This is a genomic window from Sphaerothrix gracilis Ecp01, from assembly GCF_030405905.1.
GTDB lineage: Bacteria > Cyanobacteriota > Cyanobacteriia > Phormidesmidales > Phormidesmidaceae > Sphaerothrix > Sphaerothrix gracilis.
Map to the genome: position 1 here is coordinate 33,503 of NZ_JASATW010000035.1, position 11,650 is coordinate 45,152.

Annotated in this window: 11 protein-coding genes and 2 pseudogenes; 7 read left to right on the top strand and 6 right to left on the bottom strand. The window is 51.4% G+C overall.

The window, feature by feature from the left end:
* Nucleotides 1-4: 4 nt before the first annotated feature.
* Nucleotides 5-931 carry a thylakoid membrane protein ThyD gene (thyD, locus tag QJQ48_RS24815; RefSeq protein ID WP_346293937.1) on the bottom strand — a complete coding sequence of 309 codons (927 nt, stop codon included), beginning with the start codon at nucleotides 929-931 and terminating at the stop codon, nucleotides 5-7.
* Between the two features lie 47 nt (nucleotides 932-978).
* Nucleotides 979-1,362, bottom strand: coding sequence for a photosystem II reaction center protein Psb28 (psb28, locus tag QJQ48_RS24820; RefSeq protein WP_346293938.1), 384 nt, complete (start codon nucleotides 1,360-1,362; stop codon nucleotides 979-981).
* A 172-nt stretch (nucleotides 1,363-1,534) separates the two neighbouring features.
* Between psb28 and QJQ48_RS24825 the strand changes: the two genes are divergently transcribed.
* The gene (locus QJQ48_RS24825) at nucleotides 1,535-1,849 is read left to right on the top strand and encodes a hypothetical protein (protein WP_346293939.1); all 315 of its coding nucleotides are present in this window, start codon (nucleotides 1,535-1,537) and stop codon (nucleotides 1,847-1,849) included.
* Between the two features lie 34 nt (nucleotides 1,850-1,883).
* Here the strand turns inward: QJQ48_RS24825 and rppA are convergent, their stop codons facing one another.
* Both rppA and QJQ48_RS24835 read right to left on the bottom strand, forming a co-directional pair.
* Nucleotides 1,884-2,579 carry a two-component system response regulator RppA gene (gene rppA / locus QJQ48_RS24830; RefSeq protein ID WP_346293940.1) on the bottom strand — a complete coding sequence of 232 codons (696 nt, stop codon included), beginning with the start codon at nucleotides 2,577-2,579 and terminating at the stop codon, nucleotides 1,884-1,886.
* 24 nt (nucleotides 2,580-2,603) lie between these two features.
* Nucleotides 2,604-3,806, bottom strand: a complete 1,203-nt coding sequence (locus tag QJQ48_RS24835; protein WP_346293941.1) for a Coenzyme F420 hydrogenase/dehydrogenase, beta subunit C-terminal domain — start codon at nucleotides 3,804-3,806, stop codon at nucleotides 2,604-2,606.
* 112 nt (nucleotides 3,807-3,918) lie between these two features.
* On the opposite strand from QJQ48_RS24835, the gene QJQ48_RS24840 reads away from it, so the two are divergent.
* From QJQ48_RS24840 to QJQ48_RS24855, 4 genes are all read left to right on the top strand, one after another.
* A complete protein-coding gene (locus QJQ48_RS24840; protein WP_346293942.1) occupies nucleotides 3,919-5,904 on the top strand; it encodes a protein kinase domain-containing protein in 1,986 nt (661 codons plus the stop codon).
* A gap of 119 nt (nucleotides 5,905-6,023) precedes the next feature.
* A complete protein-coding gene (locus QJQ48_RS24845; protein ID WP_346293943.1) occupies nucleotides 6,024-6,326 on the top strand; it encodes an urease subunit gamma in 303 nt (100 codons plus the stop codon).
* Nucleotides 6,327-6,331: 5 nt separating this feature from the next.
* Nucleotides 6,332-7,399, top strand: a complete 1,068-nt coding sequence (locus QJQ48_RS24850) for a S41 family peptidase (protein WP_346293944.1) — start codon at nucleotides 6,332-6,334, stop codon at nucleotides 7,397-7,399.
* Nucleotides 7,396-7,701, top strand: coding sequence for an urease subunit beta (locus tag QJQ48_RS24855; RefSeq protein WP_346293945.1), 306 nt, complete (start codon nucleotides 7,396-7,398; stop codon nucleotides 7,699-7,701). The genes QJQ48_RS24850 and QJQ48_RS24855 overlap by 4 nt, the downstream gene beginning before the upstream one ends.
* An 88-nt stretch (nucleotides 7,702-7,789) precedes the next feature.
* On the opposite strand, the gene hisB is transcribed toward QJQ48_RS24855, so the two are convergent.
* Nucleotides 7,790-8,428: an imidazoleglycerol-phosphate dehydratase HisB gene (gene hisB / locus QJQ48_RS24860; RefSeq protein ID WP_346293946.1), complete on the bottom strand. Its 639-nt coding sequence runs from the start codon at nucleotides 8,426-8,428 to the stop codon at nucleotides 7,790-7,792.
* A 295-nt stretch (nucleotides 8,429-8,723) separates the two neighbouring features.
* Nucleotides 8,724-8,867 (bottom strand): annotated as a pseudogene (locus QJQ48_RS24865) (phage integrase N-terminal SAM-like domain-containing protein); the annotation flags it as partial.
* Between the two features lie 418 nt (nucleotides 8,868-9,285).
* Here QJQ48_RS24865 and QJQ48_RS24870 point away from each other — a divergent pair.
* Both QJQ48_RS24870 and QJQ48_RS24875 read left to right on the top strand, forming a co-directional pair.
* Nucleotides 9,286-10,548, top strand: a complete 1,263-nt coding sequence (locus QJQ48_RS24870) for a hypothetical protein (protein ID WP_346293948.1) — start codon at nucleotides 9,286-9,288, stop codon at nucleotides 10,546-10,548.
* A gap of 627 nt (nucleotides 10,549-11,175) precedes the next feature.
* Nucleotides 11,176-11,650, top strand: a pseudogene (locus tag QJQ48_RS24875) (hypothetical protein); the annotation flags it as partial.

Genomic DNA, 11,650 nt, shown 5'->3' on the forward strand with positions numbered 1-11,650 from the left:
CTCGCTAGATTGACTTAACGATGTCTCTCAGAGCCATATCCACCTTAGGATACTGATACTGAAAGCCTGCTGCCTGAGTCCGTTTGGGCAGCACCTGCTGTCCTTCTAGAACCACTTTGGCTCCGTCGCCCAACAGAGCTTCGATCACGAAGTCGGGCACGGGTAGCCAGGAAGGACGATTCATCGCTTCCCCTAGCGCCTGACATAGCTCACTCATACGGACGGGATTCGGCGCAGTGGCGTTGTATACCCCCTGCATTTGGCCGTCCGTTAGGGCTTTAATGATTAGGTTCACCAGATCTTCCCGGTGGATCCAGGAGAACCACTGACGACCGCTACCAATGGGCCCACCCGCATAGAGGCGAAACGGGGTGATCATGCGGGAAATAGCGCCGCCCATGCCCAATACAATGCCGATGCGAGTGATGACTAAGCGCACGCCCAAAGGCTTAACCTGCTCAGCGGCAGTTTCCCAGGCTTGGCAGACCTGCGAGAGAAAGTCATTTTCGACAGGCTGACTGGTTTCATCCAAGCGGGCCGTTTCGCTAGTGCCGTAGTAGCCTACAGCGGAGCCGCTCACTAAAACGCTCGGCTTAGGATCGGCCTGGGCGATCGCCTCAACCAGCTTTTCAGTGCCAATCTGACGGCTCACCAAAATAGCTTTCTTGTGAGCAGGCGTCCAGCGTTCAGAAATCGGCTCGCCGGCGAGATTGACGACGCCATCGCAGCCCGCGATCGCCTTTTGCCAGTCTCCCGAAGTCAGCGGCGCATAAGCCACAATTTCGACGTTGGGAAAAGCCGCAGCCGGAAAAACGCGGCGACCTCGCTCTGCCTGACGGGTAAAAACTTTGACGCTGTGCCCTTCTTGCTGCAGGCGCTGTACCAAGCGACTGCCAACAAATCCAGTAGCCCCTGTCACTGCAACTTTCATGTTTTTTTCCCACTCACTGTTTCAGTCACCCCGATCTTGCTAAAAAACTACTTGCCGCCAGCGCTAGCATCACCGTAGGCCATACCGTTGGCGTCTGCATAGCGATGCATAAAGCGCATAAACCGCTCCCAGTAGTCATCTCGCTCAATTTCTAGCTTGCATTCTACCCGCTCTAGCTCATCCCCCTCCGGCCCGCCAAAGATGAACTTAACCCCGGCTGGCTCAATGCTAATAGTGCCTTCTTGATCAATGAGCTGGAGGCTGCCCGCAAAGCGGTTCCGAAAGCTGTTGAACTGCTCAATGGACTTGAGCTGCTCAAAAATCAAAATGGCCAGCCGCGCTCCAGTAGCGCGATCGCGGCGCAGGCTCACATTGCTAAGCTGCTCTGAAATACCATCATAGAACTGAATGGCAGGGGTCTGAGATTCCATCATTTTTTGCCTAGGGCTTAGGTTCTCAGTATACAAAAGTTCAGGATTATTCTCAGAATTTCCCCTCAGGCGCTAGGTTGGAGCGGTAAATATCCATCGGCGGCTCACTGGCTAACCGGCTCAGTTTGCGATTGAATCTAATTCACGTCTAAACTTTATATTCTGAATCGATATGAGTACTCTTAAATCAGAAGCCATTCCCGTCTATGCGCTGGTGCGAGCCACTGGAGAGACGATGCTGAGCTTTCACCAGCCCCCCAACTTCGTACAGGCGGCAGATGGCACGCTGGAGCCAATCGATGAAAGCGATTATGAGTCGGAGCCGCGACTGGCCACTTCAACCGATTTACAGCTAGCTGATTTTTTACGTCCTGAAGACGACGGTAAACTGCTGAGCCTAGCCGACGGTATCTATCAGGTTCGTTGTTTTCGGGGGCAGACCTCTGAGGGACAAACAACCTACAGCATTGAGCTACAGCGTCGCTAAATGAGTGTAGATAGCTATGGACAGGTTTTGGCGATTAGGTTTCAGCAGCGCCAATACCCAACCGATAGCCTTTGCCGTAGATGGTGTGAATGAGCAGCGGGCTTTGGGGCTGCTCTAGCTTGCGGCGCAGCAGCCGCATCTGCGCTGCTAGGACGTTGCTGCTGGGCTGGTGCGTTTCTCCCCAAACGGCTTCATAGATTTGGGTATGGGTGAGTAGTTGTTCAGGATGCTGAATTAAATAGGCTAAGAGCTGCGTTTCCTTTTCGGAGAGTTCAATTGGGCGATCGCCCCGGTAGGCCATTTGATTTTCGCTATCTAGCTCTAAATCGCCGTATTGCAGCCGCTGCGGCGCTGATGATAACTCCAGTGTTGGCGGACGCCGCAGCAAAGCCCGCACCCGCGCCAACAGTTCCCGTAGCTCAAAAGGCTTGATCAAATAGTCGTCAGCGCCAGCATCGAGGCCAACAACGCGATCGTCTAGGGTATCTTTGGCCGTCAAGAACAAGACGGGGGTGACATCTCCCTGCGATCGCCGCTCCTGGCAAATTTCTAAGCCGCTTTTGTAGGGCAGCATCCAGTCTAGAATCATCAGCTCGTAGGCATTTTCTGCTGCTAGCTGACTGCCCTCGGCCCCGTCCGTGGCTACGTCAACCTGATAGCCCTCTTTTCTGAGCAGACGACTCAGCGGCTCAGCCATTTCAGCTTCATCATCGACTAGCAGAATCCGCATAAGGTTAAAGCTAATCCACAGGCATCAATCCGGTAGCTTATACTGCTCGACAATGCGCTTAGCATACTCTGGCACATGAGCGGCTAGCTTCTCTGGGTGGTGACGTTTGACGTAGAGGTAGTTGCGGGTGAAGTGGGAATCGATGGAAAAGCGGGCGTACTCCAGCCCCTTCGGCCCGATTTTTTCAATCACCACGCCCATCAGCTTAGCGGCCCACATGGGCAGTGTCACGCCTTTGTCATAGGCGGGGATACTCTGCTGCACAGCCTGACGGCGATCGCCCTGAGACATCACTAGCTGCGTATCGAGCTGATCCATCACCAGATCCAGCATTTGCCGACCGCGATCGTTGCGCACCACCATCCACTGCCAGCCAAAGGGGGCCCCCATGTAGCCCACCACCAGATCCGCCAGCGAGTTGACATAGTCAAAGCAGCTCATGCAGGACGGGGCAAACACGTCTTTGAGCTGATTGGTCTTGAGGCCAAAGAAGGGTACCGTCTCGGTGGAGCCATCTTCGTGCTTGAAATGCACCCGAAAATCCTGCATAAACTCGTAGTGCACCACCGTTTCGGGCGAGCGACTGGTGGTTTCTAAAAACTTTTGCAGTCCCTCACGGGTGACGTTATCGACGCAGGGCGTGCCCAGCACGTAGAGCTTCTCTAACCCCAGCTTTTGCTCAACCGCCCGCAACGCCTGAATCTGGCAGCCGACGCCGATCACTAATAGCCGCTTTAGACCCGACTGCTCAATTTGCTCCAACACTGACAGATTGGGAGAGAGGGTTGGCTTGTTCACCCGCGCTGCTAGAATCTCTGCTGGCGTCCTGGCAATCACGGGCATAGGCTGGAAGCGATCGCTCTCGGTGTTTTGCACACAGACCACCCCTTCCACAAGACCCTGGGTGAGCATTTCAATGGCGATCGTGCTAACAATGCCTGTCCACTGCGCCCCGTCGATGGGCTGCTGCTTGCGGGCCGCCATCATCTCCTGATGCACCCCGAAATAGAGGTCTTCGGCAGCTTCTAGGTTGCGGCTGCGACCGTGGGTTTCCGTTTCTAGCTCAGCTACCTGCTGATTCAGAAAGGCGCAGGCTTCCTTGACATAGTGAATGTAGTAGGTGTCGCAAAGGCCACATTCGCTGCAGAGTTCCTTTGCGGGCCGACGCGCCCCAGGACGCAGGGCTTTAGCTTTTTGATGCGAAGAATGAGAGGGCGCCAATGTCATTTTATGAAGAGCTTTTCAAAAATCAGTTTATGATCACCTTACCGTAAGCTTTTTATCGATTGAAAGACTTCTACTTTTTGTAAAGAAGTGCATTCCGAGGCAACTGCCAAAGATGATTTGCTGCCTAAATCCCAATTGCGCTCAGCCGATCAATCCCGATGCGGCGATCCGGTGTCAGAGCTGCAATACGCTCTTAGTCCAAAGTCTGCGAGGGCGCTATCGCCCGATCAAACTGATTGGCCGGGGTGGCTTTGGCCGGACTTATTTAGCGAAAGACAGCGATCGCCTCAATAGCTACTGCGTGCTGAAGCAGTTTGCCCCCCAGGCTCAGGGGCCAAAGTCTTTAGACAAGGCTATTCAGCTTTTTCAGCAGGAGGCTGAGCGGCTGCACGAACTGGGGGAGCATCCGCAAATTCCGACGCTGATGGCCTATTTTGAACAGGAGCGCTATCTCTATCTGGTGCAGCAGATGATCGAGGGCAAAACTCTGCTGCAGGAGATGCGAAAACGCGGCACTTTAGATGAGGCAGAGGTGCGATCGCTGCTGGAAGATTTGCTGCCGGTGCTGCAGTTTGTCCACGAGCGCAATATTATCCACCGGGACATTACCCCCTCCAACCTGATTCGCCGCCGGGTAGATAGCAAGCTGGTGCTGATTGACTTTGGCGTGGCTAAGCAGTTTACCGAGACTATCCTGCACGAACCCGGAACCCGCATTGGCACCGAAGGCTACGCCCCGATTGAGCAGCTCCGGGGCGGGCAGGCGTATCCCAGCAGCGATCTCTACAGCCTGGGAGCCACCTGCCTGCATTTATTGACCGGGGTAAAGCCAGAACGACTCTACAGCCCGCTAGAAGGCCGCTGGCTGTGGCGAGAGGCACTGCAGCAAAACAATTTAACCGTCAGTCCCCAGCTTGGTAACGTCCTCGATCGCCTGGTTAAAGACCTCATTAGCGATCGCTACAAGTCTGCTCAAGAAGTTCTAGCCGATTTACGCGGACTGCCTTCCTTAGAGGGAACTGTTCCCGGCTGGGTACGCCAGCATCCAGAGGGCAAAATTTCGACCTCTTCCCCCCCAAGTGCCCCCTCTGCCAAGGCGAAAACGACTCAGCCACCCAGCCGCCCCCCCAGCCAGCCGCCTAACCGCGCCGCTACCTACAGCGGCGGCTTTCCCGTCAGCCAGCCGCCATCAAAACGAGTCTCAGGGCCACGGGGATGGCGCTGTATTCGCACGCTGACGGGTCATAGCTCCTGGGTCACAACAATCGCGTTTAATCCCAAGACCCCGATTTTAGCCAGCGGCAGCTTAGATGACTCCATTCGTCTCTGGAACCTGCAAACTGGAGCCTTACTGCAAACCCTGGCGGGTCACGCTCGCGGCGTAAACGAAGTGGCAATTAGTCCAGGCGGGCAGGTATTGGCGAGCTGTGGTGATGACGATACGGTCAAAGTTTGGAATCTAGCAACTGGAGAACTGCTGCAAACGATCAAAGGACACATCCGCGATGTGAATTCGGTAGCTGTTGGCACGAGTGGCTGGCTGCTGGCAAGCGGCAGCGACGATCGCACCGTTAAGCTCTGGAAGCTAGACAAAGGCACTTTGCTTAAAAGCCTGACCGGCTCGGCTGGCATGATTAAGTCAGTTGTGATTACGCCGGACGAACGCTACTTGATTAGCGGCGGCTTGGATAACAAAGTGCGGCTTTGGAATTTGGAACAGGGGAATATCATCCGGGTCTTTTCCGGTCACTTTAACTCAGTAAATCAGGTGACAATCGCCCCCAACGGCAAGCTAATCGCCAGCGCCAGCAAAGATAAAACGGTGCGGCTTTGGAGTCTGGCTTCCGGCGGGCTAGTGCAAACCCTGAGCGACCATACCCAGGATGTCAACTCGGTGGCGATCGCGCCCAACAGCGCCACCATTGTCAGCGGTAGCCGCGACGGTACGGTCAAAATCTGGAATGGTCAAACAGGCACCCTGCAGCACACCCTTACAGAACACGCGGGGGCGATCAACGCCGTCGCCATCCACCGCAGCGGCCAGTACATCGCCAGCGCCAGCGCCGACAAAACCATCAAGATCTGGCAAAACCTTTAAAGTTCAAAATTCCAAACTTGACCCATTCGCTTCTACCCAAACCTAAAACCTCTCTACAAATCCCGCCACTCCGCCCCAATTACCGCTAATCTAGTGCTGTTCCCCCACGCTGAGCCGTCATGCAGTTAACGCCCCAGGAGAAAGACAAACTACTCATCTTTACGGCTGCTCTGCTGGCTGAGCGCCGCAAAGAACGGGGACTGAAGCTGAATCATCCAGAGGCGGTGGCCTATATCTCAGCCGCCATTTTGGAAGGGGCCAGGGATGGGCGTACGGTAGCAGACCTAATGAGCTACGGCACTACCTTGCTCAACCGAGATGAGGTAATGGAGGGCATTCCAGAAATGATTCATGAGGTGCAGGTGGAAGCCACGTTTCCCGATGGCACCAAGCTGGTGACTGTGCACAATCCGATTCAGTAAGCTGCATGAGTGACTCTGCCCCTGATGCTATGCCTGCAGGCGATTTGAGTTTAGATGACGCTATGCGCCATCAGGTGCTGACTGGCGTCGTCGAGAAGCTAAATGTTTACGTCTTTGCAGAAGTGGCCCAAAAGCTACAAGCAGATATCCGCGATCGCCTGCAGGCAGGCGGCTATAGCGACGTGCAAAGCGGTACCCAGCTAGCCGCCACTCTCACCGCTCAGCTACAGGAACTCAGCGGCGATCGCAATCTGCGGCTCTACTACAGCCCGGAACCGCTGCCTCACTTAGAACCCCACGGTGAACCCACCCCTGCAGAACTGGCCCAGCAGCAGCAGCTCAGCAGTCTGCGCAACTTTGACTTTAACCGGGTAGAGCGGCTGGCGGGCAACATTGGCTATATGGAGCTATACGGCTTTGAGCCGCCGGAGTTTGCTGGAGAAACCGCGATCGCCGCCATGAGCTTTTTAGCGCACACCCGCGCCCTGATTATCGACATCCGCCACAACAGCGGCGGCTCTCCGGCAATGGTGGCGCTGCTGTGTAGCTATCTGCTGCCGGAGTATCCTCCTGTCCATCTCAACGACCTGTACTGGCGTGAGGATGACACCACCCAGCAGTGGTGGACAATTCCCTACCTGCCCGGCAAGCGCTATCTAGAAAAGCCTGTCTATGTCCTCACCAGCCAGGAAACCTTCTCGGCGGCAGAGGAGTTTGCCTATAACCTCAAAGTGCTTGACCGCATTACCCTTGTAGGAGAAACCACGCGCGGCGGCGCTAATCCAGGTCGGGGCGAGCGCATTAACGATCATTTCTGGCTGTTTGTGCCTACGGGCCGCGCTATCAACCCCGTGACTGGCAGCAACTGGGAGAACAGCGGCATTGTGCCCGATGTGAAAGTGCCCAGCGAGCTAGCCCCCAAAACGGCCCACTTGATGGCCCTGCAGAAGCTGTTGGATACTCAGCCCGGCGGCAGCTATGAGCGCGAAATTCGGCAGTCGCTCTACCGGGTAGAGCAGGAGCTAAACCGACAGCGCCAAGATTTGATTAGTCGGCTAGGAGGTCGCAAATGATTCCCGGTGAATTGCTGATAGAAGCAGGCGAGATTGAGCTAAATGCGGGCCGAGAAACGGTGACTCTAGCGGTGGCTAATACGGGCGATCGCCCGATTCAGGTCGGCTCTCATTTTCATTTTTATGAAGTCAATCCGGCCCTTGAGTTTGACCGAGAGCGGGCCAGGGGGATGCGATTGGATATCCCGGCGGGCACGGCTGTGCGGTTTGAGCCGGGGGATGAGCGAGACGTAACCCTGGTGGCGCTGGCGGGTAGCCGTGAGGTGTATGGATTGAATGCCAGGGTGGAGGGTGTTCTATAAAAGATTGATTGAGAAGGTTTGATAGCAGATGGGCACGCTTTGCTTTGCCCATCCTACGAATCTCCTAAACCCAATTTCTTTTGAGCAATTATAGAACGCCTTTGGAGCTAGGAATGGTGTTGGCCCGGCGGGGGTCAACTTCTGCGGCCATGCGCATAGACCGAGCGAAGGCTTTGAAGGTGGCTTCGATAATGTGGTGCGAGTTGATACCGTCTAGCTGGCGGATGTGCAGCGTCATCTGGCTGTGATTCACCACCGCCACGAAAAACTCCCGCACAAGCTGAGTATCGTAGGTGCCGACCCGCTGGGTCGGAATCTCCAGTCCGTAACTGAGATGGGGCCGCCCCGAAAAGTCGAGCGCTACCTGCACTAGGGACTCATCGAGGGGGGCGACGAAATGACCGAAGCGGACAATACCTTTGCGATCGCCCAGCGCCTCCTTCAGCGCCATTCCCAGAGTAATTCCCACATCTTCATTAGTGTGGTGATCGTCAATCTCAATGTCTCCCTTAGCCTGCACGTCTAGGTCAAATAGCCCGTGAGAGGCAATCTGGTGCAGCATATGGTCGAGAAAGGGAATCCCTGTGTTGGCCGTGCAGCGCCCCGTACCGTCGATATTGAGGCTCACCTGCACGTCTGTCTCCCCTGTTTTGCGGCTGATGGAGGCCGTACGGCTAGGCAGGGAAAGGTTAGCAACCGGAGAAATTTGGCGATCGCGAGTTTGCATAAGACGTGGACTTGGCAGTAAAAGACGGCAATAGTCTCTAGCTTATCGTAGGGGAGTTTGAGCAGGTAGAGGGGGTGGGGAAGGTAGGGGAGATCCAATAGTTTAGCCTTTGGGAGTGCTCAGAGATTTGTGGCAATTTCGGTTCTGAGAACAAGAAATTAAGGATTTCTGGTACGAAGCTGTGTGTTTAGAGGGCTTCTTACGCCGCGTCCGTCTCGATTAAGACATGAGTATAAAAAATCATCGTAGTCTTGACATCCCTATGCCCCACAGTTTTTGAATCGTGTGAGTGTCATCGAGGGTGACGCTTGTTGTGAAACAGGATGTAGCAGCGAATCCATTGCATATAGGTTTGCGCTGTCCGATAGGAATAATGCTTTAACCGAATAGCCTCTCTAACCTGGTCAAGTAACTTCCTGCGACGAGGCTCTGCTGACATGGGTATACCGCCTGAAAAGAAACGATAAATAAACTCTAAACAGGTTCGGCCCAAAACCGGAGGGATTATTATATTGAAACATTCCACCTATTTACCCACATAGGGATCTTAGGCAGACGTAATTCCACCTATCTACCCAAAACAAGATCTTATGCAGACACAATTCCACCTATTTACCCGCATAGGGATCTTAGGTGGAAACTTTCCCTCTAATAATAGTTATGCTGCCTTCAGTTGATGGTGAGGACAGTATTTTCAATCTACTGGTAATGTCCAACGCTAAATTACTCTGGGTTACTTTTTAGGAAAATTCTTGAGGTTTCGAGATTACTTACAAGGCAATTTAATGATATTTATGGCGATATTTCCTAGACGCATAGTTCAGAGATGTCTTAATGACATCAAGAGCTTGAACTTGTTGCCAGAGGAAAAGCTCAATAGATTGATTCAAAAGGAACTCAACTCTTCTGATCCAGTAAAAAGTATTGCTTGTGAGTGGGAAGTCATTATCCTATCTGCTTTAAGCAAGGTTAGTAAGATCGAATATGAGAAAAATTTTGTTGAGGAAGGACGTACCCCTGATGTGTTCTGTAGGCTGCCCAGTGGAACTTGTTTTTTAGCTGACATTACTACAGTTAGTGATCGAGAAGCACATAAGGAAAACCCTGTCCATTACTTTTTTCAGCAAGTTCGTGAGTTTCTAGATAAAAGGGGTGTGCCGTCTAAGGGGATTGATATTAGAATTGACGGGGATTTCGTGGGAAAGTACGGAGACCAAAAAGTTAAGCTTGCTCTACCTCAAAAAGGAGAGATACCAAAGTTTATCAAGAAAAACTTGTCATCTTTTGCCAAAGCCATATCCTCTAGCGAGTCCGAACCACATCAGATTTTAATAGACGACGGTACAATCAAAATTCAAATTACATATACACCTAATAGTAATTTCTCTGGCGGAGGTTATCTTTCATATACCTCTCTCTATTCTCTCACCCATAATCCAATCTTCAATAGACTAGAACAGAAAGCAAAGCAGCTTAAGAAATCAGGGTTTTCTGGAATTACTGGAATATTTATATGTGACGGGTGGTGTTCATCTCTGAATAAGATGGTTACTGGTACTAGCGAGATTTCCCAAGATGTAGTCATCCAAAAATTCTTTCAAAACAATCGACGAGTGAGCTTTATTCTTACTCTCACTCCAGAGGAAGAATATGCAAGTTTACCTACTGTGACGAGGAAAAAGTATAACAAATTGAAATTTTTCTCAAATCCAAATGCTGATTACCCTGTCACTGATGAGTTTGTTAAGATCTTAGATCTCATGGCACAGCAGTTACCAAAACCAGAGAGTATGCCAATCAACGCATTAAAGTCTTTAGAAGAGAACCAAAGTATAGGCTTATCTCATTACGGAGGATACACGATGACAGGAGACATGATAAAAATTTCGTCAAGATCTCTTGTTGAATTACTAGCGGGTATTCTTGATGTTGATAAATTTCTTGCTGATCACTTTGGCTATGTAAATGAGGGTTCTCAAATTCCTAACTTTTTCAGAAACAAAATTTTGGACGGAAAAATGATTGAAAAGATTGAGCTAGAGAAGTCAGACGATGAAGACGACGACTGGATTATTATTAAATTTGGAGAATCTGATTCTGCAATATCTCCATATCGGTAATTTTATAGCGCAGCTATATTTTACTTGTGTATGTGGCGGCATAACATGGCAAAACTAGCAATTGAATCTATGATGAGAGTACTTTACGTGGAGCAATCGATATGAGGATACGACTCAACTGACAATTGCACTGAGCTTGATTCTGGAGTTACAATTACAACATCATAGGGGTGGTTGGTACTTAAGCCTTCCCACAGTCTTGGGGATACGGGTACTTTTAGAAGTGCTTAAGGGCTGCTCAACAGTGCATCAATGGTCTCCGTTCTTTGTGAACATTAAGGAGGGTCTTATGATTGCACCTGTTGTCTATACGACGGTCGGTTCATGCGGGGTAGCGGTGCTGCGGAGGTCTGGTGACTACCCAAATGTGCTGGGAGCAGTGTTAAGTTGCAGAAAGAGTTCCTCACCAAGAGCAACGCTTAGGGGTTCGATTCCCCTACCCCGCACTCTTTAAATTATGCAGCATAACAATCCTGGTGCAGCGGATTGACCAAAATTGCTTGTAGTGTTGCAAAGATCTGGGCAACCGCTGACCAGGAACGTTAGGCGGCAGCAACCCCCCTCGGAGAAAATTACGGTTAAAGTGAGGGTGACGAGGTGAGTTTTCGTACTGAGCAGTGATTTAGAATGACTGGAAATCTGACTTTCTCGAAATTTAAGGCTCAAGAGTTCGATTCGATATCTGGACTACTGTGCGAGATTTTCGATACAACAAGGTCAGAACTAGAACTGCTCTACAAAGAAGTAACTAACGATTTCGATAAAGACGGGTGGCCACCTCATTTTGTTAGGCGAGATTTCTTTAAGAGTCAATATCAAGATTTTCAAAAAACATATGAAATATCTCCTTCAATTGCTATAGACTTGCCAAGTCTATTTGAGTTTGATGATGGAATAAACGATAAACCCATGATTGTTACCAACATTCCGCAGGTTGCCAAAAGATTAGGTAGGTGCATAGTAAGGCTCAACATGAGCCCCCAAGAATCGGATGATTGTGCGCCGCTCATCAGTCAGGTTACTAATCTGCTTGAGGTGTCCGAACTGCACAAAATGAATGCCCTGAAACTTCTGAATGACCCACCGAAAGGTAGGGTTGACA

Excerpts from the sequence above, each read along its gene's own strand:
- QJQ48_RS24825 (WP_346293939.1), top strand. The coding sequence starts at position 1,535 with ATGAGTACTCTTAAATCAGAAGCCATTCCCGTCTATGCGCTGGTGCGA.
- QJQ48_RS24855 (WP_346293945.1), top strand. The coding sequence starts at position 7,396 with ATGATTCCCGGTGAATTGCTGATAGAAGCAGGCGAGATTGAGCTAAAT.
- QJQ48_RS24845 (WP_346293943.1), top strand. The coding sequence starts at position 6,024 with ATGCAGTTAACGCCCCAGGAGAAAGACAAACTACTCATCTTTACGGCT.
- QJQ48_RS24835 (WP_346293941.1), bottom strand. The coding sequence starts at position 3,806 with ATGACATTGGCGCCCTCTCATTCTTCGCATCAAAAAGCTAAAGCCCTG.
- thyD (WP_346293937.1), bottom strand. The coding sequence starts at position 931 with ATGAAAGTTGCAGTGACAGGGGCTACTGGATTTGTTGGCAGTCGCTTG.
- psb28 (WP_346293938.1), bottom strand. The coding sequence starts at position 1,362 with ATGGAATCTCAGACCCCTGCCATTCAGTTCTATGATGGTATTTCAGAG.
- QJQ48_RS24850 (WP_346293944.1), top strand. The coding sequence starts at position 6,332 with ATGAGTGACTCTGCCCCTGATGCTATGCCTGCAGGCGATTTGAGTTTA.
- rppA (WP_346293940.1), bottom strand. The coding sequence starts at position 2,579 with ATGCGGATTCTGCTAGTCGATGATGAAGCTGAAATGGCTGAGCCGCTG.
- QJQ48_RS24840 (WP_346293942.1), top strand. The coding sequence starts at position 3,919 with ATGATTTGCTGCCTAAATCCCAATTGCGCTCAGCCGATCAATCCCGAT.
- hisB (WP_346293946.1), bottom strand. The coding sequence starts at position 8,428 with ATGCAAACTCGCGATCGCCAAATTTCTCCGGTTGCTAACCTTTCCCTG.